Source organism: Microbacterium sp. MMO-20, from assembly GCF_037147735.1.
GTDB lineage: Bacteria > Actinomycetota > Actinomycetes > Actinomycetales > Microbacteriaceae > Microbacterium.
Genome location: NZ_JBBCUU010000016.1, coordinates 1 through 24,404, shown reverse-complemented (window position 1 = coordinate 24,404; position 24,404 = coordinate 1). Strand labels below are relative to the sequence as shown.

Below are 24,404 nucleotides of genomic sequence, written 5' to 3'. Positions count from 1 at the left end.
TTGGAGGTGCGCGGCGCGGGTCAGCGACGCAGCACGTTGAAGCTGAAGATGTCGCCGCGGTGGTAGTCCTGGGCGTAGAGCGTCGGCTCGCCGGCGATCGAGTAGGCGGTCTCGGTGATGTAGATCCAGGGACCGAACCCGCCGAGGGAGTACTTGGCGGCGGGTCCCTCGGGCATCTCGACGGCGTGGATGGCGGCGGTCGAGAACGACAGCTCGCGACCCTGGTCCTTGAGGAACGTGGTCAGCGATCCTGTCCAGTCCACGTGCTTGATCGGACCGGGGACCTGGGACCGAGCGATGGTGGCCACGCTGTAGACGAGGGGCGAGTCGCCCTCCGACCGGAGCCGCTCGATCCGCACGACGCGCTCGTCGTCGGCGAGGCCGAGCGCCTCGCGCTCGTCGAGGTCGTGGACGTCCTCCTCGACCGACAGCACGAGGGTCTGCGGCGAGTAGCCCAGCTCGCGCAGCATGTCGGTCGCCGACTCGAAGCGCGTGATCGGGCGGTTCACCTTCGCCGCCGAGAGCGAGGTGAGGTAGCGGCCGAGGCCCGGCCGCACCTCGACGATGCCGTCGTGCTCGAGCAGCTTCAGCGCCTCGCGGGCCGTGCTGCGCCCCACGCCGAACTGGTCGACGATCTCCGGCTCCGACAGCACGCGGTCGCCCGGCTTCGCCCCGTTGCGCTCGAAGTACTCGACCAGCGCGTCGCGCACCTGGACGGACATGAGCCTTCGGACGATCGGTGTCTCGATCACGCGCCTGCCCCTTCTCGAACGATCTGCGGGACCTGATCGAACCCACCCCAATGCTGGCAGGTCAGGGCGGCCACGCGCGATCCTTCGATCATGCACGTCTGGACATCGGCTCCCTGCGCGAACCGGTGGACGAACCCCGCGATGTAGCTGTCGCCGGCTCCGGTGGTGTCGACGACCTCGATGGGCTGGGCCGCCGCCTCCCACCACCGCTCGCCGTCGTGCGCGATGCTGCCGGCGGGCCCGCAGGTGACGACCGCGAGGCGAGCGCCTCCGGCGATGGCCTCCCGGGCCAGCCGCTCCGCCTCGGGACGATCGTCGCCGGCCGAGCAGAAGGCGACGTCGAGGTCGGCGTATCCGGAGCTGACCGCGCAGTCCTGGCTGACGAGCACCCCGCGCGCCCGCAGCTCGCGGCGGATGCGGTCGGCGAACGGGTTCATGCCGATGTGCACGAGACGGCGACGCCCCAGCACGTCGAGGTCCGCATCGCTGGGCTGGTAGTCGGCAGAGGTGGCGAAGTCCTCGAAGAAGATCACCCTCTCGCCGTCGTCCTCGACCCGGATCTTCGACACCGAGGTGATCCCCGGCAGCTCGACGAGGAGGGATGTGTCGACCCCTTCGCCCTCGAGCGTGCGGCGGATGCGCTCGCCGTCCGCATCCGGCCCCACGGCCCCGGCGTACGCGACGTCGGCGCCGAGGGTGCGGAGCTTGACGGCGACGTTCACCGCGTTGCCGCCGACGAAGCTCGTCAGGTCGGCGCCGTAGTACTGGTCGACCGTGTTGTCGCCGATGGTGGCCAGCCCGGAGTGATCCGTCTGCTGGTGGTGCATGCTCATCTACTTTCCGATCCCGTCCGACAGCCCTCGGATGAAGTATTTCTGACACAGGAAGAACAGGGCGATCATCGGCACCGCGGCGATCGTCATCCCGGCGAACACCGAGGGGAAGTCGGTGACCGCCCTCGACGACAGGGTCGCGAGCCCCACGGGCAGCGTCTTCAACGAGTCGCTGCCGATGAAGATCAGGGCGAACAGGTACTCGTTCCAGGCGAACAGCACCTGCAGGATGACCGCCGACGTGATGATCGGCGCCGACATGGGGAGCACGATCCGCCAGAAGATCTGCGAGCTGCGCGCCCCGTCGAGCACGGCCGCCTCGTCGACCTCGATCGGCAGGTCGATCATGTACGACCGGATGAGGAAGGTCGTGAACGGGATGCGGAACGCCGTGTAGAGGATGATGAGCGCCCAGTAGGTGTCGTAGATCCCCCATCCCTGCATCAGCTTGACCAGCGGGACGACCGCCACGGTCGGCGCCAGCATCAGCCCGCCGATGATGATGTAGAGGATCGGCTTGCTGAACGGGATGGTGACCCTGGTGAGGCCGTAGGCGGCCCAGGCGCTCAGGAGGGTCGTCGCGATGACGCTCGCGACGGTGACGATGACGCTGTTGAGGAAGTACTCCCCCACACCGCCCGCGAACGCCCTCCCGTAGCTGGAGAGGTCGAGCTCGGCCGGCCAGCCGAACGGGCTCGACAGGATCTCGCTGTTCGACTTCAGCGAGCTCAACGCCATCCAGAGGATGGGGTAGAGCACGATGATCGCGAGCGCGGCGAGAACGCCTATGAGCAGGAGCCGGCCGACGATGCGGCCGAACCCGAGGGCGCCGATCGGCTTCGGTCGCCGACGGGTCGGCGTGGCCTCGATCGCTCCGAAGGCTGTGGTGACGGCCATCAGACCCTCCTCCTGTTGGCGTAGACGACCTGCGCGATGGCGAGGGCGAGCGTGATCACGAACATGACCACGGCGATCGCCGCCGCGTACCCGAAGTCGTTCTTGACGAACCCGCTGCGGTAGAGCCAGGTGCCGAGCACCTGGGTGGAGTTGTCCGGTCCGCCGCCCGTGGTGACCATCACCTCGTTGAACACCTGGAAGGCCCCGGACAGCGTGACGATCATCATCAGGGCGGTCATCTCGCGCACCAGCGGGATGGTGATCGAGAAGATCCGACGGAACGGGCCGATCCCGTCGAGCGCGGCCGCCTCGTAGATCTCCTGCGGGATGCGCTGGATCGCGACGGCGAACAGGAGCGCCGAGTAGCCGAAGCCCTGCCACTGGCTCATCATGATGATCGCCGTCATGGCGGTCTTCGGGTCTCCCAGCCACGCATGCTGCAGCGAGTCGAGCCCGAGGGCGCCGAGGACTCCGTTCAGCAGACCGCCGTCCGGTTGGTAGATGAACGTGAACAGCAGCCCGATTACGGTGAGCGACATCGCCGAGGGGATGAAGTACACCGATCGGAGGACGGCCCGCCAGCGGTGGCTGCGCAGGCTCTCGATGATCGACGCGAGCACGAGCGCCAGGAACACCTGGAACACGATCGAGATCACGGCGTAGAGCACGTTGTTCCCGAGCGCCCGCCAGAAGATCGGGTCGCCGGCCAGCTTGACGTAGTTGTCGGCGCCGACGAACGTCTGCTCGCCGGTGAAGATGTTCGACTGCTGGAAGCTGTACCCGAAGTTGAGCACGAGCGGGTAGTAGACGAACAGGAACAGGACGACGAGACCCGGCAGCACCCAGACGAGCCCGCTCCAGCGGGGACGCCTGCGGCGGATGCGCGGGGAGGCCCCGCCGGTGCGCTCGCGCGCACCGGCGGTGGAGGAGGCTCGCGTCAGTTCGAGCCGGTTCTCCTGGCCGACGATGACCCCCTCCGACACGGCTCAGCCCTTCGCCTGCTCGGACGCCGCCTTCACGCCGTCCATGACGTCCTGCGGAGTGCGGTCACCGGAGATCAGGCCCTGCACCCCGGAGAGATACGCGTCGGCCACGTCCGGCACCGTGACGGTGTCGAGCCAGATGGAGAGGCTGTTCGCGTCCTGCAGCACGTCGATGCTCTCGCGCAGCTGCGGTGTCGAGTTCTCGTCGGTCAGCGAGTCCTTGACGGGGCTCGGGATGCCGAGCTCGGCGGTCAGCGCGGTCGCGTTGGCCTTGTCGGTGACGAACTTCATGAAGTCGACCGCGAGGGGCAGGTTCTTCGCCTTCGGGTTGATGAGGAAGCCGTCGGGTGCGCCGGTCAGCGCTCCGAGGTCGCCCTGGGCGTCGGATGCGGCGGGCAGCTTGAAGATGCCCCATCCGTCGTTCGCGGCGACCGAGCCCTCAGGCACGGTGGCGCCGAACTCGAGGTTCTCGACGTAGAACATTGCCGACTGCCCGGCGCCGAAGGCGTCGCGCTGCGAGTAGTAGTCGGAGCCGTTCGCGCCCGATCCGGTGGTCGTGCACTGGTCGATGATGTCGGAGAACTGCTCCAGCGCCTTCACGTAACCGGGGTCGTCCCAGGTGGCGGTGTCGGGCTTGTAGTCGGCCGCGAGCACATCGGCGGGGACGTCGTAGCTGTTGAGCTGGGTGATGTAGTGGATGGCGGGCCAGCCGTCGACGTTGCCGAACGACATCGGCGTGATGCCGGCCGCGCTGAGGGTGTCGCAGGCCTTGAGGAGCCCGTCGAGGTCGGTCGGCACCTCGACGCCGGCCTGCTGGAACAGCTTCTCGTTGTAGACCATGAACTTCGCGTCGAGTCCGAACGGGATGCCGTAGGTCTTGCCGTCCTTCGACAGTGCGCCGATCGCGCTGGGCGCCATCGTCTGGCCCCACTCGGTGTCGGGGCCGATCACGTCGGTGAGATCGAGCGCGACACCGTTGTCGTAGAACTGCTCGGCGTAGTTGCCCGGCCAGGTGAAGTACACGTCCGGAAGGCTCTGCGACGCGGTGAGCGTCTTGATCTTGTCCTTGTAGCCCTGGTCCGACTCCTGCTGGAGCTCGACGGTCACGCCGGGGTGCGCGGCCTCGTACGCGGACTTCATCTCCTGGAAGAAGGCCTCGTAATTGCCGGCGTAGCGGGTGATGACGCTGACGGAGCCGCTGTAGTCGACGTTCGACAGGTCGACGTCGGCGGTGGCGGGCGAGCCGCTGCCGCCGCCGCTGCAGCCGGCCAGGGCCATCATGGCGATGACGCCGCCCGCTGCGAGCGCGGTAGTCCTTTTCCTCACGTCTTCGTTCCTCTCTGGATGATGGTGCGGTGGAAGTGGTGCGGGTCGGTGCTCGGGTGCTGACGGAGGCGGCCGGCTCGTGTGGTGGTCGAGCCGGCCGCGGCCCGACTAGTAGACGAGCTTCTTGTAGTAGCGACGGGTGGTGAGCGGGTGGTCGCGCAGCACCTCGAGGTGGGCGCTGAGCCGCTCGAACACGGTGGCGAGCAGGATCGGCGAGATCAGGCTGCGGGTCGACTGCGAGATGCCGGGCAGCTCGAAGTCCTTGGTGTCGAGGATGCGCACCTTCTCGGTGAAGCGCGGGGCGAACTCGATGACCCGGTCGACCAGTCCGCGCGACTCGTCCTCGCCGTTCAGGATGATGATGCTCACGCCGTCCTCGAGCAGCTCGAGGGCGCCGTGGAAGAAGTCGGACGCGTGCACCGGTCGGGTGCGGATCCACTGCATCTCCTCGAGGATGCACATGCCGTAGTAGTGCGCCTCGGGCCAGGTCGAGCCGGCGCCGGTGATGAGGTGGTAGTCCTCGTCCTTGATCTCCTCGGCGAGCGCTGCGGCCCGGTCCTCGAAGGAGGCCTTGACGTCGACGAGCAGGGCGGGGAGCTGCTTCAGCTCGGCCACGGTCTCGTCGTAGGCGTCGTACTCGCCGCGGGCGTTCATCAGGGCGAGCGCCACGAGGAGCGTCTCGAGGTAGAACATCTCGGAGGAGGTGTCGTCCTCGGCGAAGGTGGTGAAGTTGTGGTCGGCCATCTCCGCCAGCGGGGTGTCGGCGTGACCGGTGAAGGTGATGATCGTCGCACCGGCCTTCTTGGCGTACTCGAGGGCCGCGATCGCCTCCTTCGTCGTGCCCGACAGCGACGGGGTGACGACGATCGACCTCTCACCGAGACGGGGGTTGCCGCGCTCGACGAGCTCCGCGCCCATCTCGTAGTACACGGGGAAGAGCGACTTGGCCTGAAGCAGCTGGAACGCGGGCTGGGTGAGGAACATCACTCCGCCGGCACCGAGGAAGAAGAGGTTCTCCGCTCCGCCGTTCACCAGGTCGGTCACGACCTCCTTCAGTCGGGGCTCGACTGCGAGAGCGTCCGACTGGATCCTGACGAATCTTTCGACATCGAAGTTCAGCATGGGGTTCTTTCGTTCGTGGTTCGTGTCCGAGGTTGTCTGACATCTGCTTGGACGCTTCAGACGTCGTGACAAGAATGCAGACACGCGACGGCGCTGTCAAGGGCGTCCGGCCCTTCGAAACAGACTCTTCACACGCTCGAAACGCGAGCACCCGGGGCGGGAGACCGAGCTCAGGAGAGAGAGCAGGGCCCAGAGCCCCGCCCGGGCGGGGAAGGACTCGAGGTCGAGGTCGAGCCGTGCGGCGAGACGCTCGACACGGGTGCGCAGGCTGCGCCGGTGCATCCCGGCGGCCTCGGCGGCCGCCTCCCAGCGGCAGCCGTGCTCGAACCACAGCGCGGCGAGGCGCACCGACTCCTCGCCCTCCTCGGTGGACCGCACCTCGGCGAGCCGCAGACGCGCGACCGCGGGCAGCCCGCTGTCGGCGAGCACGTCGAGGAGCCGGCCGTCGCTGGTGTCGGCGAAGCCGACGATCGCGGTCTCCCCGCTGCGGTCTGCTGCGGAGGTCGCCGTCGCGAGCGCGGCTCGCGCCTCCTGCACCGCCACGTCGAAGCGGTCGATCAGATGCGGCGCCGACAGTCCCGCCACCGCACCCTCCGCCGGATCAGAACTCTCCGATCGCCAGACCGAGCCGCAGGTAGAGGTCGGTGATCGCCTCGTTGTCCGCGCTGTATTTGACCCAGACGCCCTTCCGCGACTCCCCCGGCACCATTGGCGGATCGGCGATCACGAGGCCGGCGGCCTCGAGCTCGTTCAGCCGCGGCTGAACAGTCGTCGGGCCGAGATCTAGCGCATCGCAGATCGGGCCGACCGTGACGTCGGGATTCGAGCGCAGGTAGCGGAGGATCGCCGCCTTGACGAGGTTGCCGAGAAGGCCGATCGGATCCTGGGCATCTTCCGAGCCCGCTGGTTGCGCGAGACGAGGCATGCTCTAAGTCTCGCGCACCGCCCGACGCGAAGTCCAGCAAAGCACACAATTTAGTTGTTTACTTTTCGCGCACACTGCTATACCGTGTGGGCATGTCCGGTCGGCGAACTTCCGCAGCCACGAAGCGCACCACGCGCGTCACGGCGCAGTTCGCGCAGCGAGCGGGTCGCGACCGGATCAACGGCGTCAACGGCACCTCAGTGCGACCCCAAACCATCCCCTCCTCCACTGGCGTCGATTCCTCGTCGGTTATCCACATCCTCGCCAAAAGTCGCTATCGGGTCTCCGTCGACGTACTTAAGATGCCGACACGGCGACCGACGCGCGAGCCGTTCCACCCGTGCCCGGTGGCCGTCCTGAAAGATCAGGAGGCCTGACCGGTGATGATGAGCCAGAGTTCGGGACGCCGTGGAGTCGCATGGGCGATCATCGGCGGGATCGTGCTGCTCGCCGGCATCGTCGCGATCATCGTCAGCGCGGTACTCGCTCGTCCCACGCCGACGCCGTCGGAGACCACCGGAAGCACTGCCTCCGCAGACCCCACGGCATCCTCCGGCCCGGATCCCGATCCCGGCGACGCAGTCGTCGACCCGACCGCCGCCGATCGCGGATGGACGCCCGAACCGATCACCGCGGATGCCGACACGTACATCCGCGCGGCGCTTGCGGCGGCATCCACCTTCGACACTGCCAAGAGCACGCGCGCGGAGTGGCTCGACTACCTCGACACGTGGTTCACGCCCGATACCCGGTTCACCGACGAGGCTGACCAGCGGGCCGCGATGACCGACTCGCAGACCGAGTTGCGGCAAGGTGTCGTGCTGCCCCAGGACGAATGGGACTCGCTCGCGGGCGAGGACGGTCGCGTGGTGGCCGTCCTCACCAGCGAGATCACCAACGTTCCGGTGACCGACGACCCGTCGGGCGACATGTCCATCGGCACCGCTGATGTCACGCTGAGCTTCACCCGGTCCGACGGATCCGGCGGCGAGACCTCGTACGACGACCACGTGCGCGTGAGCGTGCAGGTGCTGTGCGGCGCGGCATCCGTACCCACCCCCGACACCGACCAGCGGTCAGGAGACTGCAAGGTCGTCCGCTACTTCACGGAGCCGTTGGAGCCCTGACATGGGAGCCCCGGTGATCGCCGCCGCAGCCCTCAACACGAGGACTGGTCGGAAGATCCTGGTAGGGGCGCTCCTCGTCTTCCTGCTCGGCACGGGGTTCATCCTCATGCCTCTCATCGCGATCCCGTTCGCGATTTCCGGCGCCAGCGCGACGGCGAACCAACCCGTGAGCGATACGGAGCTTCCTGCGGTCAGCGGAGAGTGGGGCTACCCGCTCGCGGGCGACTACGCGAAGGGTCGTGGGTTCGGGTATCACCCGGTCGAGGGGTGCAGTTACTGCAAGTCCGACCACCGCGGTTACGACATGGACCAACCCTGCGGTGCGACCGTCTTCGCCGCCGGACCCGGCCGCGTGACAGTCGCCGGCGCGTATTTCGACTACGGCAACGCTGTCGTCATCGACCACGGCGGCGGTGTCCTCACAATTTACGGACACATGCAGTGGGAGTCGCTTCGAGTCAGCGTCGGCGACACAGTTTCGGCCGGAACACCTCTCGGCGCTGAGGGATCCACGGGCCAATCGACAGGCTGTCACCTCCACTTCGAAATCCGCGAGTTCGAGCAGCGCATCGACCCTGAACCGTTCATGGCCAACCTCGGCCTCCCCCTGAAGTAGTCAACGAAGGAGAGCGATCATGTCCATTCACACCGTGCCGACGGATGTCGATGTTCCCGACATCCAACCGGACTTCTCCGCCCCGTTCTTCCAGGGCTTCCAAGTGATCGCGTCGTACATCCTCGCTGGCGCCATGCTCGTCGTGCTGATCATGTTGATCATCGCCGGCGCAGCGCTGGCGTTCCGTGGCCTCGCGTCGGACCGAGTGCGCACCTGGGCCGGCGAGAACATCCTCTGGATCTTCATCGCCGCGGCCGTGCTCGGCGCAGCATCCGGCCTGTTCCAGTGGTTCATCAACTTCGACTTCGGATTCTGATGAACATCTCGCGCGCTCTGCGGATCGGCTTCGTCGTCGGGCTGTTGCTCGTTGTCGGGTCGGGTTCCGGCGCGCACGCCATCGAGACGGATGCCGCGCGGATCGTCCCGCTGGATGCCGTGAGCGGCGAGCCCTGGTCGGCTCCGGCATTCGACGTCGACTGTCAGGGCGCGAGCGATCAGGTCACGTGTACGCCGAACGACCCGAACAACGTCACGGCGCAGCAATGCTTCGTCGGTGTCTCCATCGACGGAGCGCGCGCAACCGTCTGCACGACCTACGAAGGCCACGTGCAAGCGATCCAAGCTGACGGCGGTCGTGCCCTGATCGTGAAGTACGGCTGCAGTCTCGGCGACGCCGTGTGCGTCACGTTCGAGAATGCCGGCCGGGGCATGGCCCTCGCCGCCACCGGCATGATGTTCCTCGTCGCCGACAACATGCGCTTCGACACCTCCACTCTGCTGTGGACGGCAGCTGTCGACCAGTGGTCCTTCTGGCAGTGGGCGATCCTCGTGGTCACCTTCGGCGCGATGGTGTGGGCAATCGCCGCGGCCGTCGTGTCCGGCGACAGAGAAGAACTCGTCGGTGCGCTCGTGCGATCGTTCATCGCCGTTCCGGCGGTGCCCATCTCACTATGGTTCATCGGGCACCTGCTCAACGCCGTCGACGACATGACCTGGTACATCATGGCTCAGGACGGCCACGATGGCCTGTACTCGACGCTGCAGTCGGTGATGTGGGCGGGCGGCCAGGCGAACTACTTCTTCGCCTTCCTCATCCACTTCCTGCTCATGCTCGGGATGCTGCTGCTGATGCTCGTGTTCGCATTCCGCAACATCGTGCTCGCTGCCCTCATCATGGTGGGCCCAGTCGCCTGGATGCTGTTCCCCGTCCGCGGGATCGGACCCCAGTGGGTGGTCCGCTATGTCTCGGCGATCTTCGTCCTACTGCTCACCGGTCCACTCACGATCGGCTTCGTCACGCTGATCATCAACGGCCTGGCATCGGTGAAGACCATCTGGAACCCGCAATCCTGGCCGCTCATCGTCGGCCTCGTCCTCGTCGCGTTTGCGCCGTTCGCGATCTTCGGGTTGTTCAGCTTCGCGGGCGCTGTTGCGGCAGACGGCATCGGCTCACGACTCGGCTCGCACGGCGGACGCATCGCAGCGGGAGCTGCGCGATCGGCGGCGCGCATACCGACGCGACTGGGCTCACTCCCCTCGGGCATGCACTCGTCGAGCTCCCGCCCTGGCTCGACGTCGCCGACCTCGAAGCCGGCCACGGCCCGCGGAGCGACAGGTGTCGCCGCGCGGGGTGGCCCCACAACTGCACGCCCGCAAGCCACCATCTCACGCGCATCACAGACGACGACCCCCACGTCGCCCGCAACGCCGGGCACCGCCCAGACGCCGTCTCCGCAGCCCGCGGCATCCCCACCTCGCTCTCCGCAATCGACATCCGCCCCCAAGCCTGATCGGAGCTCGTCATGACCGATTCCACCGAGTACGCGCGTCCCGTTCGCCTGCCGCGGCGCTCGCGACAGGGCGTCGTCATGGGGATGGATCCGTGGCAGCTCACGTTCATCACGGCCGCCGCAGTCGCGCTGCTCATCTTCGTCAACCGCTTCGGCCCGCTGGGGCTCCTCTACGGCGCGCCGATCTACCTCGCGTTCGGCATCACCGCGCTGACGACGATCCGAGGCATGTCGACGCCGAGGATGGCGGGACTCTGGCTCATGAAGCAGGTCCGCCACGCGACAGGCGCGACGACGGAGAAGTTCCGTCCGGAGCGACCACGGCTGACCGGCACGCTCAACCTGCCCGGCACGCGCGCCTCGATCCAACTCTGGGACGTCAACAACGTCGCGGCAACCTACAACCCGCAGGACCGCTCGGTATCCGTGATCGCGGAGCTCGAGGTACAGGGCTTCCTCATGCACGACCTGCCGGAGCGGTTCGACCTCGCGGAGCAGTTCGACCGCGTGCTCGGCCCGTTCACGCAACGCTCAGGCGTGAAGCGGGTCACGCTGCAAGAGCGCACACTGCCGACGACGATCCGCGCTGCCCGAGAGCACTACGACACCGTGCGCCGAGTCCAGAACCTGAGCGCCGACTCCCCCGTCGCGCACAACTACCAGGACGTGATGGACCTGTCCGAACGGTTCGAAGTCGCCCACCGCAACTACATCGTCCTCACCCTCGACCTCGTCGTTCTCGGCGGCCAGCTCAAAGCGCTCGGCGGCGGGAAGGAGGCGATCGTCACGCTCGCGCAGATCGAAGCGGGGAATCTCGCGGACGCCCTGACGTCCGCGAAGATCACGGTCCGTCGCTGGCTCTCCCCACGAGACGTCGCCGCGCTCGGGCGGCTCGCCTTCGATCCGGAGTTCGCTTCCACTGTCCAGAACCGGCCGGAGGCCGTCGCCGGCGTCGATCCCGTGGCCGTCGGGCCGATGTACCTCGAGGAACCGAAGGGGCGCAACGGCATCGTCGTCACCGATTCGGGCGTGCACACGACGATGTGGGTGCACGAGTGGCCACGGTCCGACTCACCCGTCGGGTTCCTCTCCCCCGTCGTGTTCGCGCGGCATCCGCACACCGGCGAAGCGATCACGCACATCTTCTCGATCGTTCTCACCCCGGTGCCCGTAGGGAAGGCGCTCAAGCGCATCCGCGACGAGAAGAAGGTGTGGCGCGGCAACGAGTCGCTGCGGGCGAAGCGCGGCGCCGACGGATCGGCAGCGGATGCCGCGGACTGGCGCGCCCTCGAGCAGCGCGAGCAGGAGATCGCCCGCGGCCACGGCGAGTTCCAGTACGGCGCCTACCTCACCGTCACCGCGCCCGATGAGGAACGCCTCGACCAGGCCATCGCCGGGATGCGCAACGCGCTCTCTCGCGCGGGCATGGAGGCGCAGGTTCTCTACTGCCAGCAGGCCGAGGCGCTCATGGTCAACGCGCTGCCGATCGGGATGGGGATGAAGTGATGGTCAAGCACGCGGCATCCTTCACTCCCGTCGAACTCAGCCGGCGCGAGAAGCGCGACCTGCAGCGCGAGATCAGTCGCGCCCAGCAGGACCAGAAGCCCCTCCGGACATCCCGACACGATCGTGGCCTGCCCGAGGCCGCCGTTCCGGGGCCGTTCGGGCCGGGGCTGGTGCGCGGCGGCTATTGGAATCTCGCGAAGGCGTGGATACCGCCGCACCAGGCGACGTCGCAGCACATCGCGGGCATCTACCCGTTCGTCGCCGATTCTGGGCTCGGTCATCGCGGGCCGATCCTCGGCGTCGACCTCAACGCCGACGCGTTGTGGCACTTCTCGCCGTGGGAGGCGTACGTCGACTCGTCCGAGCGAGGCACCTTCTCGACGAACATCCTCGTGTTGGGTGCGTACCGCGGTGGTAAGTCCGCGACCGTGAAGACGCTCGTGACGAGGTCGATCGCGTTCGGGCATCAGGTGGTTGTCCCCTCCGATCCCAAGGGCGAGTGGGTGGCGGTGGCCGAGGCGATTCCCGGCGGTCGGGTCATCCGACTCGGCGGAGGCACAGGCACGCGGCTGAACCCGCTCGACCGCGGTCCGCGACGAACGGGCGCGACGGACGAGCAGCACGAGCAGATGGTGAAGCAGCGGCGCATCGGCACGCTGATCGCGCTCATAGAGATGACTCTCGGCGCACGTCTGTCGGCGGTCGAGCACGCAGTCCTACTCGATGCGCTTGACCGCTGCATTCTCCGCACGGACGACCACCCGACGTTGCGCGGAGTGTTCGAGGAGCTCGGCGAGATCGCTGGCGAGACGGATGCCGCGTTCCACGCCGCCGAAGGCGCGATTCAGCCGCGGTTCGTGCTGCGCCGACTTGTCGAGGGAGACCTGTCAGGCCTCTTCGAAGACGAGTCCACCGTGGAGTTCGACCAGGAAGCGCCGATCGTCGTCACCGACACGTCCGAGCTCTTCGCGCGCGGTGATCTTGCCGCGCAGCTCACGCAGGTGTGCTCGACGGCGTGGATTCAGGCCGTGATCTCGGACCGCGCCGCGCATCGCACGCGCTACGTCGTCCGCGAGGAGGGCTGGCGCGACATGACGTCGCTCTCGTCGCTGCAGATGTTCCAGCAGTGGCTGAAGCTTTCGCGTCACTACGGCATCAGCAACATCGTCATCCTGCACAAGATGGGCGACCTCGACGCGGTCGGCGACGAGGGCTCGCTCGAGCGGTCACTCGCGTACTCGATCGTCGGCGACATCGAGAACAAGTTCATCTTCCGTGTGAACAGCCAGGAGCAAGCGGCGCTTCGCGCGCGACTCAACCTGCCGGCGCCGCACGTCGAGATGGCTCGGCATCTGCGCAAGGGCGAATTCCTCGCGTACGTCGGTCAATACTCCTACCTCGTCGACTGCTTCGCGACGTCGACCGAGTGGGAGTACGAGTTGTTCGCGACCGACGATGCGTTGGCCCCGGCGGACCGCGAAGAGACCGACGTCCGCGCGATCGACGCGGCGACGCTCGACACGCTGTGGCCGGAAACACGTGAGATCGACACCGGGATCGAGGGCTGGCTCACTGCCGGACCTCGCGAGAACACCGAGGAGCAGTGAGCATGAGCACGATCATCACCTACCCCCGCGCGTACGCGACGGTGAGCGGCGCACACGTGACTTTCGTCACGCTGGACGGTCATGCGGAGTCGATCCCCGCAGCCCCCGACGAAGACGTGCGGCACGCGATCGTCAGACGCGCGACTGACGAAGCCAAGCGCACGGGAGGGACCGTCGAGCTGATCACCTCGGGCGATCGAGGCGACCACCGCCTACTCGTCGCGCCGGACGGGCACCTCACACCCCTCGAGCCCGCGGAACCGGTCGCCACCGCGACCACCCCGACAACGACGTATGGAGAGGAGGTGAGCGAAGAAGCTCCGCAGCCGACCGCGCCGGACACCCCCGACACGGCGGCTGCGGAGCCGCCCGCTCGCCACTCCTTCCTCGCGCCGGCATCCGGTCTCACCACAGGCGCGGGTGGTTGGCGACGATTCGCGCAGCGGTTGGGGATCACAATCAAGCCCTCGGCGGCCGAGCGTCAGCGCACAGAGTGGACGTCCGTCGTGTCGAGGCAGTGGGCCGGATGCCGCACGATTGCGATCGCAAACGGCAAAGGCGGCGTCGGCAAGACCATGACCACCGCGATGCTCTCGGCGGTCTACGCCCGCGAGGGCGGCGGCAATGTGCTCGCGTGGGACAACAACGACACCCGTGGAACGCTCGGGTGGCGCACCGAGCAAGGCCTCTACGACACAACGTTGCGCGACCTGCTGCCCGAGGCATCCCGCCTGCTCGCACTCGGCGCCGGGATCTCCGACATCACTCGCTTCGTGCACCACCAAGCCTCGGACCGCTACGACGTGCTTCGCTCGAACCCGGAGCTGCTCGCGACCGATCAGCGCATCGCATCGGCCGAGTTCGACCTGCTGATGCAGGTCGCGGCACGGTTCTACCGCCTCGTCCTCTTCGATTCGGGGAACGACGGATCGGCCGAGCGCTGGCTGCGCATGGTCGACAACTCGTACCAGCTCGTCATTCCGACGCTCGCGACACCCGAGTCCGCAGAGTCCGCCGCCTTGCTGCTCGACGCACTCCGCGGACGCGACGAGCGATCCAGCCTCCTCGCCGACCGGGCGGTCGTCGTCGTGACCCAGTCGGAGCCCTCAGCCGCTGCCGCGTTCCGCATCGCGGACGGATTCCGGGATCACGTGCGCGCTGTGCAGATGATTCCCTTCGATCCCGCCCTCAAGGCCGGACCGCTCCGATTCGACGCGTTGCGGAGACGTACGCGCGACGCCTGGCTCGCAACCGCCGCAGCCGTTGCCGAAGCGCTGTAGGTACCGATCATGAGCCAGGGGATGCTCGGCAAGGCGATCGCGATCCTCATCGCGGCCGCGGTGATTCTCGCGTTCGCGTTCGGCTTCCTCGCCGAGCTCGTCACGCAGATCGCCTGCGGCGCACGACCGGTTCCCGAGCACCTGTTCGCCGGACTCGGCCTCGCGATCACCGGCGATACCTCTGCGTACGCGGCACCAGCGCAATGCGCGATGCCGGTCGCGGCGATCCGCATCGTGGATGCCGCAGCCGTCGTCCTGATCGTCGCCGCGGCCGTCTGGATTCTGGTCGCCGCGCGTCGCTACCGGGAGTCCGACCGCGCCTTCCTTGCCGACCTGCGCACCAGGCCGGGATTCGCGACCTCGAGTGAGATCCGCGACCATCTCTCCGCCAAGGCCGTGCTGCGTCGAGCGGCGCAGCTGCGCCCTGATCTCGCTCGCCCGCAGGCGACAGACGTCGGGTGGAGAGTCGGCACGGCACGCGGACGCGACGTGTACGTCTCCATCGAAGACTCCGTCGCGCTCGAAGGCCCGCCCCGCTCGGGCAAGGGCTACCGGATCCTGATCTCGGCGATCCTCGACTGGTCGGGTCCTCTCATCACGACCTCGACGACGAACGACAACCTCACGGCGACCATGCGGATGCGGCAGGCCCGCGGTGACGTCCATGTGTTCGACCCGCAGGGACTGTCCGGCGTCCGGCATCCGCTCCGCATCTCGCCGATCGCCGGATGCGAAGACCCGCTGGTCGCGATGCAGCGCGGCAGCGCGATCATCACTGGCACCGCGCTCGGCTCCTCGACGACGAACGGCGAATGGGCACAAGCGTCCGGCGTCGTCCTCGGACGACTCCTCCACGCGGCCGCCGTCGGCGGCATGTCCATCGCAGAGCTCTACGACTGGGGCACGAGCCCGGCGCAGACGCGGGACGCGGTCGAGATCCTCAAAGCCGACGGCGCGCCGGGCTGGGGCGACAGCCTCGATGCCACCATCGCCGGCGACGAGAAGCTCGTCTCGTCCATCTGGTTCGGGGTCAGCGGTGCCGTCGCTCCACTCGCCGTGCCCCAGATCCGCGACGCGCTCTCTCCCCGCCCGGGGGACCCGGCGCTCGACCCGATGAGCTTCCTCGACGCGGCGAACACGCTCTACCTGATCGGTTCGTCGTCCGGCGCGGCCGCGATGGGTGGATGGCTCGGCGCCGTCCTCGACGACATCGTCGAGGTCGCACGCAAGCGCGCACTCGCTCTGCCGGGGGCTCGGCTCACGCATCCGCTCGGGCTCATCCTCGACGAGATCGCCAACATGTTCCGGTGGGGCAGCCTGCCACGGATCATGGCCGACGGCGGCGGCCGCGGGATCTGCACGTTCATCGTGTTGCAGGCGCTCTCGCAAGCCGAGACGTCCTGGTCGCGGGCGGAGGCAGACACCATCTGGGCCGCAGCGACCGCGAAGGTGCTACTCGGCGGAGCGAGCCACGTCGATCACCTTCGCGACATTGAGTCGCTCCTCGGCACCCGCGACACCCGTCGCGAACAACGGTCGTGGTCGACGCGCGACGCCGGCCACTCGACCAGCGAGCAGCACGAGCGGCGACCGCTGATGTCTGTGGACGAGATCCGCCGGCTGCCACCGACCGCCGGCCTGCTCGCGTACCGCAACCGTCGGAGTGTGCTCCTCGACCTCGCCGGCTGGGACGAGCGCCGCGACGCCCGCGCGATCCAGCTCGGCAAGCGCGAGACGGAGCAGGAGCAGCGGAGCACCTTCGAGGATGCGCACCGAGCACCGGCGGCACCCGAGCCAGGCGCAGCACCCGTCAAGTCCGCAGAGGCGGTGAGCGAGGAGTGAGCAATCGCCGCACGCCGCTCCGCGCGAACGCTTACCGATCGACGTTCCTTCGTTCGCGGGCATGGTTCGCGCGACGCGACGCGTGGTTCGCCCATGCATCGATGACCACCCACCCGCTCGCGTGCGTGGCATGCGACATCCCGGCGACCAGGCGCGACCTCGAACTGCACCACTTGGACTATGCCGGTGTCCAGCAGCTCGAGGACGGCCGCTGGATCGCGCGTGAGTCGGACGGCGATCTCATCCCGCTGCATCCGTACTGCCATGAGCTGCTTCATCGACTCATCGACCGGGATGCCGTGTTGTCACGGCATCGGAACCGGCGCGTGGCATCCGAGCTCGCCCTCGACGCCCTGCGTCGCACACTCACGCACGCGGAAGGAGCAGGGACGTGACGTACGAACAAGAGCCGGAGGATCTCGACGATGCTCTCGCGGCTGATCTGACGGAACTCAACCCGCCTGACCGGTCAGGGTCATCCGCTCCCATCGGCGCACACATCGTGAAGTGGCGCTCGTTGACGGACGCCGACGCGCGCACCGCGTGGATCCTGCTGCGCGACTGGGTCGAGTGGTTCACCGTGCGGTACCAGATCTCGGAGTCGGTCGTCCCGGCGTGCTGGTTCAAGCACGGCGACCTCGTTGAGGAGCTCTCCGCGCTCCACACCGCGCACACGGTGGCGTTCCACCCCTCCGATTCGGGGTTTGGCCCGATCGGCTGGCATGAACGTCTCACCCTCGCGTTGCCCCGCCTGCGTCGGGCATACGCCGGCGGATGCTCGCGTGGACACAGCCGCTACAAGCCTCGCTCGTGGACGGACGTCGTCGACGAGCAGGAATGGGAGGCGTGGACCAGCCGGGCCCACGCCGAGTGAGGCGCCTCGGCGTCTCTGATCGAAGGAGAAAGCATGACCACCAGAATCCCGGTCACCATCGAGGGCAACCTCACCGGTGACCCCGAGCACGGCGCGAGCGAGTCGGGCAACGAGTACGCCCGCTTCACGATCGCCGTCAACGATCGCCTCCTCAACGAGACGACGAATCGATGGGAAGACGTCGGCACGGTGTTCCACCGCGTCGTCGTGTTCAACCAGCAGTCGCGGAACGTCGCGAACTCGCTGCGCAAGGGCGACAGCGTGATCGTCGCCGGCGACCTGCGGTTCGGCACCTACACCGACAAGGAGACGGGCAACACCCGAGAGACGCGCGACATCGTCGCCGACAACATCGGAGCGTCGCTCAAGTTCGCGACGGTCTCGGTGGACCGCACCCCAAAAGCTAACGGCCCCGCCGCGGACAGATCCGCCACGGGGCCAGTAGCCCAGCCGGTCTCGACCACCGGCGTCGGGGTTGCTCGCTGACCGATCGCAACAGGAGAGCGGCGTGGGAGTCATGGTACTCCCGCGCCGCTCTCGCGTGCTGGACACTCGATCGCGTCAATTACCTCCGGTAGGCAAGTGGGAATGCCGCCATCGCTTCACCAGCGAGCTGCTCTGTGCGCGCGGAGATCGCGTCGACTCCCCATGATTCGCGAACAGCGAGATCAGCATTAAGACTCAGCCCGTTTCGATACCCGATCGAGTTGCCGTTCGAGTCGACCCGATCACGCTTCTCGATGAAGCTACGGTTGCCGAGGGAGCTGTTGAACCCAGTAATCGTCAAGTTGCCGAGATGGTGTGCAAACCGCTCGCGCGCTTCTGCGGCGGCCTCGGCCCCACCCAGCATGGAGACCCAACCGGCCGGCAGGTTCTCTCCCTGAGGCAGGATGTGCTCGATTGACCATCGGTAGACGGGCTTGCCTTTGGTCTCGATGCGATGCCACAGATCCTGTTCGGTCTCAGCGGTCATTCTCCGCTCCGCAAGCGAGGCGAGGATGAAGCGAACGACGTCGGAGTTGACCTCGTAAACGGGTCCCGAGAGAACTCGGTGAAACCCCTCGTCGGTCTCCGACACCGCGGTGAGTGCGTCCAAGATCAGTTGCTTGCGATCTTGCGTCGGGCTCGTGCGCAACCGCGCGACCAGGTCCATGAACAGACGGACTAGGCCGTACGTCGCCGGCGTTCCCGTCAGGTTGCGGCGGACGAAGAACGCCGTGAGGAGATCAACGATGTCGACGAGTTCGTCCTCTCCGAGGTTGATCTCCGTCCTCTGAATGACGAGGTAGAGAAGCAAGACGTGCGCCGGCACGCCCTGCGCTCGACGCAGTCGCTGGAAGGCACGTGCCAGTCTCGTTCGTCCTTCCGGCTCCCCGGATCCGATCAGCTGCCCGAAGGCCTCGACGCCCACCGTCACGTCGTCGAGGAGCTTGACGAGGTCACGGTCGATAAGCGTCTCGTAAATCTTGATGAGGTTCGTGCGAGTTGCCACGGGGACGCCCTGCAACCCGATGTCGAACTCGTCCTTCATCGCGTTGTAGAAGTAGCGGAAGAAGCGCTCCTGAGTCCCGTAATCGTCCCCGAGGATCGCGAGCCATTCGCGCCAGCGCGCATAGGCGCCATCGAGCGATACGTCGCTGCGGTGATCCGCTCGACCCAGAAGCGTGTTCTTGATGAGGTCGATCGGAGTCAGCGGCATGCCGCGGTTGTTCAGCGACTCGAAGAGAGTGAAGGCATCCGCATGGGTAGCAACCTCCAGCTTCACGATGTTCGCTCGCTTGACGCGTCCGAGCAGATCGAGCGCGGTCGCGGCAATAGATGACTGTGTCTCGGCCGCACGTGCAGTGATCCGGGAACGGAAGTGGGCGTAGGCCTTCTTGACACGCCGAACGCCGGCCCATCGAGGCTTGGGGTCCGCAACCCCGAGGCCCGCTTCGGCGAGAACGTGAAGGAAATCCTCGGCGTTGTCGTTCTGCGTTTGCGGGCGCAGGCGCGCACGCACCGGCTCACGCAATATAAGCATCCGGCGGAGGTTGACGAGATCGACTGCGTCGTCGTCGCTGAGGTCGGCACGGTGTTCCTGAAGCAGCGAGTGAATCGCAGCGAGCATCAGCGAGATCGTTGTGAGCCGCTGCTGCCCATCAATGACCTCGAGAACCGACTCGCTGGTTGTGTTCGCTGTGTTGTTGACGCAGATTATGGTGCCGAGAAAGTGCCCGTCAACATCGGCATGATCGAGGAGGTCGTCGACAAGCTCATCCCACTGATCCCGACCCCAGGAATACTCCCTCTGGTACTTCGGAACGGTGTAGACGACGTTGTTCTCGGAGCTGAGCAACGCGTGGACAGCGTCGTTGCTGAGGGACTTGATCACTTGCACTCTCCGCAATCATCTGAGCTTGTCGCGATCCTATCCGTGGCGCACCCTGAGGCGCCTCGGAGGCGGCGCCCGCCGGCGGTCAGTGGTTAGGGCAGACGCCGCTCGCCGGGAGCTCCAGCCAGCATTCGGTGCAGACTTCAGCGGGTTTGCGAGCTGCCGCGTTGCGCGAAAACCCGCTACGGCCGAGCTGATTGATGGGCAGCTCGATCAGCTCCCCTCTCCCATCCTCATGCCGGAAGTAGATGGAACCACGGTTGACGTAGTGAACGAGGCCGCCACCTGCAGGGACCATCGCGATGTAGCTGCCGCTTCGAGGGATATAGGCCTCACGGAGTTCGAACCGCGCGAGGTGCTCTCGGATGCGAGGGAGATTCTCCATCGGGATCCGAAACTCACGAAGAGCCGCGTCGAAAGTGGTGAAGGTCCGCCGGCCTCGTTCGTCGTCAAGACCCTCCACGACGAACCCCAGCTCTTGAAGGCGCTTCGCCGCGCCGTTCTTACCGCCGCTGATATCGCTGTTCGACACCGGTACGCCGTGCTGGGCCTCGTACGCGGCGGCGAAGATCGCCTTGGAGTCGTAACGGCCAGTGTCCGTGACGAGGAAGTAGTCTCTCGCTTCGCCGAAGCCGTACTTCTCCAGGAATGTCCATCGCCCGAGTTGATCGAACTCTTCAAGCGCGGCCTCGACAGCTCTCGGGTCGGTCAGATCTGCGTAGGACACCATGACTGGACCATATCGGTGGGCACCGACGTTGCCGTATTAGCGCATCCGGAGATGGCCGGTCACCTCGGGGCGCATGAGCGGTGCGGCTTCGTCTGCCGCGTTCCGGCCGCCAGCCCCAGGCGCCGGCGCTCGATGCTGACGCGAGAGATTCTCGTATCGATCGGACGCGTTGCCATATTCTGCGTCGAGGGCCGCGCGCTTGTCCACGAGCGGTGAGCCGTCGCGCATCGGCGACGGGCGTCCGTGCGCTTCGGCATCTATCGCGCTGATCTCTCTGTCTAGCTCGAGGAGCTTCCCCCTCGTTCGCCGCATCCAATCGTTAAGCTCGGCAAGCTCTTCACGGACGGCATCTGCGACCGGCCGCGCCGCCCTCCCGAGTTCGCTCCGCGCCGCGAGCACCGAGTCGTCGATGCTGACCTCGAGGATGCCGCGCATCATGCTGTCCGCGATCTGATCACGCGCCACGGCATCCGTTCGAGCGATCGCGATCGCCTCGTTGTGCGCACGCCCACGCGTCATGCCGACGTACAGCCCCGACGCGTCGACGCCGGGTCCGACGATCGAGGCGCCGGTCGTCTCGCCCTGGATGCCATGCACCGTTGACGCGTACGCGAGGTGCACGTGGTCGGCCGCGTACTCGTGACTCACGACGCGAGTGTCGATCGCATCGTTGACGCTGCGTAGCTCGAGGCCCGCTGATGTGATCCGGTGAACAGTCCAGACCGCGCGATTCTCAACGCCGGTCGCGCGGTCGTTCCGGCGCGTCTGGACGACGTCGCCTTCCAGCAGCCGCTGCTCCCCCTGCCCGACCGCGATCCGATCAAGGGTCAGGTCGCCACGATCGACTCGCCGTTGCTGGATCGCCTCGTTGATGGCATCCGCCTCTTCGTTCGTGCTGGTCACGAGAGCCACGCGCCGCTGACCGGCGGCCCAGCGGAAGTAGGACTCCACCATCACGTCGCGCGCTTGGACGTGGTCGGCTACACGGTGAATGAGCCCTCGATCGGCGAGTTCGGTCGCCGCGGCGAGCGCGGCGTCTCTCGACGCCGGCTCGCGCATCCGGAGTGTGAGCGCGGCGTAGTCGGGATCGGTGAAGCGATGCACCGCTGTCAGCTCCACGACGGCCGTCGCGCGCCGAGTCATCGTGGCCATCGCCCCCGAGTGCCCGACGGGGCGCGCTTGCATGTGGTCGCCGACCATCGCGATGCCGGCGCCCGACTCCGCGGCGATCGTCGCAAGGGCATTCGCTGCGTGGAGGTCCACCATGCCGGCCTCGTCCACGACGACTCGATCGCCGGGAACGAGCCGGTACCGCAGCGGCCCCGCATAAGCGGCCCCGGTCGCAGGGTCGATCTCTCCAATCGTCAGCCGTGTCCAGATCTCCGCACCCGCGAGGTCACGCCCCCACCTGAACCCGTGGTCGCCGAGCAGCGCGTGCAGGCTGGATGCCGATGTGCCGATCTCGCGGCCGGCGACGGATGCCGCCTTCTTGGTGGGAGCAACCACGACCATACGGCGTCCGCGATGCGCGAGCGCCGCCTTGGCCACCCGCAACATCGTCGTCTTGCCCGCTCCCGCGGGCCCTGTGATCGAGACCAACCGGTCGGCGCCGGCGATCGCCGCCGCAGCCTCGACCTGGCGCCCCTCGAGTTGGATTCCGTTCTGCAGGACCCCAGAGGCGGCGGTCAAAACCTCCGCCTGATCCGCCGAAGCGCCACCGACGGCGAGCTCGTCGAAACGAGCAGCGAGCTCGACCTTCGCCGCAGCGGTGCTCGAGGCCATGTACCCCTTGATGTGCGCGGGTCGATCAAGCTCGCCCTCGAGCAGGTCGATCGTTTGCGCGAGCGCGCGAACGATGACGTCGTCGATGACCGGTTGCAGCAGCTCTCGCGGAGCGACGACGCCGGATGCCGCGATAGCTCGCGTCGCGCCGGCTCTGACATCGAACATGCTGAACCGTCCGCCGCAACAGGCTGAGCGTGCATCCGCCTCGACGACGGCTTGCGCGGCCAGCAGGTCTCGGTCGAGCTTGTCGATCGGCATCCTGTCTGCCGGCACGGCGTCCCGGTCGCGCAGTATGGCGGGGTCGATCGCCGCAAGTTCGTCGGCGATCAGTTGCTCCCAGGCTCCTTCATCGACGTCACCCGGCTTGTTCGGTCGCGCTCTCGCCCAGGCGAGCCGATCGATGCGATGCAGCTCGTCGGGGCTCGGCTCGAGGCCGGGGTGGTCGCCGTGCCAGGAGGCGAGGAGCACCGCACGGTTCGCCTCGATCTGCGTCGAACGACGGGAGAGCGGGCGGACGGCGTGCGCGAGCTCCGCGATCTCGCCGCCCTCGTCGAGGGTGAGGCCGTTCCGAGCCAGAGCGTCGAGCCACTGCGGATCCGTGCGCGCAGCGAGCTCCCCCTCGGCGTTGATGACCGTCTGCATCTTCATCGCCACCCGGGAGTCGACGTTCGACCACTTACCGTCCTCACCGAGCACCTTGACGTTGAGCCACAGGTGACGGTGGATGTGCGGATCAAGAGCGCGCGACCGGCGGTGCTGGAGCTCGACCACTTCGATGCGACGGAGCGACTCGCGAATGCACCCGCCAGCGCCTCGGCGCGCGTTCAGTTCGCTCTGCCACGTCGTGATGATGCGGTCGCGGAGACGATCCTGGAGCGCCTCAAACTCGGCCGCGAGATCTGCGTCGAGCATCGCTGCGATGCTGTAGGACTTCGGGGCGTTGATCGTGCCATCGAGGATCAGGTCAGCGTCGGGCGAGGTCAGATCGCGGCCCCGGCGGCCGTTGGTCGCCGGGTCGCGGCCGTCGACCCAGCGACGAAGTTGCTCCTCGTCGAGCGTGTCCGCGTTGATGGCGCCGTCTTCGACGACGAAGCGCGTGGCGCCACCCCCACCAACCGCACTGTAGGCAGCGAGCGCCTCAGCGCCCGCGGTGGACCGAAGGTGGGAATCGCACGATCCCTGGAACGCGTAAGAGAGCGCCTGTCGAACCCCCTGCGATCCGACACCCCGTTTCCAGCGCTCCAGGCCTCCGCGCACGGGCTGAGTCTAGCCGCAATATGTATAACTCGGTACTAGTTCCACAGAAAGTGCCTGCGTGCATGCAGTTCATTCGTCGCTTGGTGACTTGGCGCTCGCGGCCGTGGGGCGCCCAGTAGGATCTCACTCGACATCTGACGTTGATTGGACGGCCGCGACATGAGTTCACTCGAAGCCGAACTGGAAGCCGCGCGGAGGACAATCCATACCGACGGCTATCCGATGAGCATCGGTGAGCTCACCAATCTCTACCGGGATGGCGAGTTGATAATTCGCCCACCGTTCCAACGGCTCTTCCGGTGGAGCGACGAGCAGAAGTCGCGCCTAGTCGAGAGCGTGCTGCTCGGAATCCCCCTGCCGTCGATCTTCGTCGCACAGGATGAGAGCGGCAGATGGGAGCTCGTCGACGGCCTACAGCGCATGAGCACGCTTCTTCAGCTCCAGGGACTGCTCGATAGCGCGGAGTACCCACCGCTCGTGATGACTGGCACGAAGTACTTGCCATCGCTTGCGGGCGCCACCTGGGACTCCGAGGGCGGCCCAACGCTAAGCCCCGCGCAACGCAGAGACATCAAGCGCGCCAAGGTGGACCTGAAGATCATTCAGCGCGAATCGGACTCGAAGGCGAAGTTCGACCTCTTCCAGAGGCTGAACTCTTTCGGCTCTCAGCCCCGATCCACCATGTCGGGTGCGGTTCGTGGGCGTGCCGTGAAGTGAAATGTCCTTCTGGTCTGGGAAAATGTTGATTGTCTAGAGCAACGTTTACCAGTCCGGAAGG

Annotated in this window: 24 protein-coding genes; 13 read left to right on the top strand and 11 right to left on the bottom strand. The window is 66.9% G+C overall.

Annotated elements, in window-relative coordinates:
* Positions 1-20: 20 nt before the first annotated feature.
* The 8 genes from WFI52_RS14055 to WFI52_RS14020 all read right to left on the bottom strand — a co-directional run bounded on the left by WFI52_RS14055 (position 21) and on the right by WFI52_RS14020 (position 6,838).
* Positions 21-752 carry a GntR family transcriptional regulator gene (locus WFI52_RS14055; RefSeq protein ID WP_336627585.1) on the bottom strand — a complete coding sequence of 244 codons (732 nt, stop codon included), beginning with the start codon at positions 750-752 and terminating at the stop codon, positions 21-23.
* Complete coding sequence (locus tag WFI52_RS14050) at positions 749-1,585, bottom strand: PfkB family carbohydrate kinase (RefSeq protein ID WP_336627584.1); 837 nt, start codon at positions 1,583-1,585, stop codon at positions 749-751. The genes WFI52_RS14055 and WFI52_RS14050 overlap by 4 nt, the downstream gene beginning before the upstream one ends.
* The gene (locus WFI52_RS14045) at positions 1,586-2,482 is read right to left on the bottom strand and encodes a carbohydrate ABC transporter permease (RefSeq protein WP_336627583.1); all 897 of its coding nucleotides are present in this window, start codon (positions 2,480-2,482) and stop codon (positions 1,586-1,588) included. It abuts the gene before it with no gap.
* Positions 2,482-3,465: a carbohydrate ABC transporter permease gene (locus WFI52_RS14040; protein WP_336627582.1), complete on the bottom strand. Its 984-nt coding sequence runs from the start codon at positions 3,463-3,465 to the stop codon at positions 2,482-2,484. The genes WFI52_RS14045 and WFI52_RS14040 overlap by 1 nt, the downstream gene beginning before the upstream one ends.
* A gap of 3 nt (positions 3,466-3,468) precedes the next feature.
* Positions 3,469-4,791: an ABC transporter substrate-binding protein gene (locus WFI52_RS14035; RefSeq protein ID WP_336627581.1), complete on the bottom strand. Its 1,323-nt coding sequence runs from the start codon at positions 4,789-4,791 to the stop codon at positions 3,469-3,471.
* Between the two features lie 108 nt (positions 4,792-4,899).
* A complete protein-coding gene (locus WFI52_RS14030; protein WP_336637424.1) occupies positions 4,900-5,913 on the bottom strand; it encodes an SIS domain-containing protein in 1,014 nt (337 codons plus the stop codon).
* Between the two features lie 96 nt (positions 5,914-6,009).
* Complete coding sequence (locus tag WFI52_RS14025) at positions 6,010-6,498, bottom strand: helix-turn-helix domain-containing protein (RefSeq protein ID WP_336627580.1); 489 nt, start codon at positions 6,496-6,498, stop codon at positions 6,010-6,012.
* A gap of 16 nt (positions 6,499-6,514) precedes the next feature.
* Positions 6,515-6,838 carry a winged helix-turn-helix domain-containing protein gene (locus WFI52_RS14020; protein ID WP_204962933.1) on the bottom strand — a complete coding sequence of 108 codons (324 nt, stop codon included), beginning with the start codon at positions 6,836-6,838 and terminating at the stop codon, positions 6,515-6,517.
* Positions 6,839-6,930: 92 nt separating this feature from the next.
* On the opposite strand from WFI52_RS14020, the gene WFI52_RS14015 reads away from it, so the two are divergent.
* The 12 genes from WFI52_RS14015 (at position 6,931) to WFI52_RS13960 (ending at position 17,966) form a co-directional block, all read left to right on the top strand.
* Positions 6,931-7,215: a hypothetical protein gene (locus tag WFI52_RS14015; protein ID WP_336627579.1), complete on the top strand. Its 285-nt coding sequence runs from the start codon at positions 6,931-6,933 to the stop codon at positions 7,213-7,215.
* A 6-nt stretch (positions 7,216-7,221) separates the two neighbouring features.
* Positions 7,222-7,965 carry a hypothetical protein gene (locus WFI52_RS14010; RefSeq protein ID WP_336627578.1) on the top strand — a complete coding sequence of 248 codons (744 nt, stop codon included), beginning with the start codon at positions 7,222-7,224 and terminating at the stop codon, positions 7,963-7,965.
* A gap of 1 nt (position 7,966) precedes the next feature.
* Positions 7,967-8,581, top strand: a complete 615-nt coding sequence (locus tag WFI52_RS14005) for a M23 family metallopeptidase (protein WP_336627577.1) — start codon at positions 7,967-7,969, stop codon at positions 8,579-8,581.
* Positions 8,582-8,600: 19 nt separating this feature from the next.
* The gene (locus WFI52_RS14000) at positions 8,601-8,897 is read left to right on the top strand and encodes a hypothetical protein (RefSeq protein ID WP_336627576.1); all 297 of its coding nucleotides are present in this window, start codon (positions 8,601-8,603) and stop codon (positions 8,895-8,897) included.
* Entirely contained in the window at positions 8,897-10,387 is a 1,491-nt protein-coding gene (locus tag WFI52_RS13995) for a hypothetical protein (protein ID WP_336627575.1), read from the top strand. Before WFI52_RS14000 ends, WFI52_RS13995 begins: the two co-directional genes overlap by 1 nt.
* Positions 10,384-11,877, top strand: a complete 1,494-nt coding sequence (locus tag WFI52_RS13990; RefSeq protein ID WP_336627574.1) for an SCO6880 family protein — start codon at positions 10,384-10,386, stop codon at positions 11,875-11,877. Before WFI52_RS13995 ends, WFI52_RS13990 begins: the two co-directional genes overlap by 4 nt.
* On the top strand, positions 11,877-13,484 hold the full coding sequence (locus tag WFI52_RS13985; RefSeq protein ID WP_336627573.1) for a hypothetical protein: 1,608 nt from the start codon (positions 11,877-11,879) through the stop codon (positions 13,482-13,484). Before WFI52_RS13990 ends, WFI52_RS13985 begins: the two co-directional genes overlap by 1 nt.
* Positions 13,485-13,486: 2 nt before the next feature.
* Entirely contained in the window at positions 13,487-14,764 is a 1,278-nt protein-coding gene (locus WFI52_RS13980; protein ID WP_336627572.1) for a ParA family protein, read from the top strand.
* A gap of 9 nt (positions 14,765-14,773) precedes the next feature.
* Complete coding sequence (locus WFI52_RS13975; RefSeq protein ID WP_336627571.1) at positions 14,774-16,606, top strand: type IV secretory system conjugative DNA transfer family protein; 1,833 nt, start codon at positions 14,774-14,776, stop codon at positions 16,604-16,606.
* Between the two features lie 101 nt (positions 16,607-16,707).
* Positions 16,708-17,001 carry a hypothetical protein gene (locus WFI52_RS13970; RefSeq protein WP_336627570.1) on the top strand — a complete coding sequence of 98 codons (294 nt, stop codon included), beginning with the start codon at positions 16,708-16,710 and terminating at the stop codon, positions 16,999-17,001.
* Positions 16,998-17,480: a hypothetical protein gene (locus WFI52_RS13965; protein WP_336627569.1), complete on the top strand. Its 483-nt coding sequence runs from the start codon at positions 16,998-17,000 to the stop codon at positions 17,478-17,480. The genes WFI52_RS13970 and WFI52_RS13965 overlap by 4 nt, the downstream gene beginning before the upstream one ends.
* Before the next feature lie 33 nt (positions 17,481-17,513).
* Positions 17,514-17,966 carry a single-stranded DNA-binding protein gene (locus tag WFI52_RS13960; protein ID WP_336627568.1) on the top strand — a complete coding sequence of 151 codons (453 nt, stop codon included), beginning with the start codon at positions 17,514-17,516 and terminating at the stop codon, positions 17,964-17,966.
* Between the two features lie 79 nt (positions 17,967-18,045).
* On the opposite strand, the gene WFI52_RS13955 is transcribed toward WFI52_RS13960, so the two are convergent.
* From WFI52_RS13955 to WFI52_RS13945, 3 genes are all read right to left on the bottom strand, one after another.
* On the bottom strand, positions 18,046-19,854 hold the full coding sequence (locus WFI52_RS13955) for a DUF262 domain-containing protein (protein WP_336627567.1): 1,809 nt from the start codon (positions 19,852-19,854) through the stop codon (positions 18,046-18,048).
* Between the two features lie 85 nt (positions 19,855-19,939).
* Entirely contained in the window at positions 19,940-20,584 is a 645-nt protein-coding gene (locus WFI52_RS13950; protein WP_336627566.1) for a hypothetical protein, read from the bottom strand.
* Between the two features lie 36 nt (positions 20,585-20,620).
* A complete protein-coding gene (locus WFI52_RS13945; RefSeq protein WP_336627565.1) occupies positions 20,621-23,626 on the bottom strand; it encodes an AAA family ATPase in 3,006 nt (1,001 codons plus the stop codon).
* A gap of 159 nt (positions 23,627-23,785) precedes the next feature.
* Here WFI52_RS13945 and WFI52_RS13940 point away from each other — a divergent pair, with 159 nt between their 5' ends.
* A complete protein-coding gene (locus tag WFI52_RS13940) occupies positions 23,786-24,343 on the top strand; it encodes a DUF262 domain-containing protein (protein ID WP_336627564.1) in 558 nt (185 codons plus the stop codon).
* The last annotated feature ends 61 nt before the right edge of the window (positions 24,344-24,404 follow it).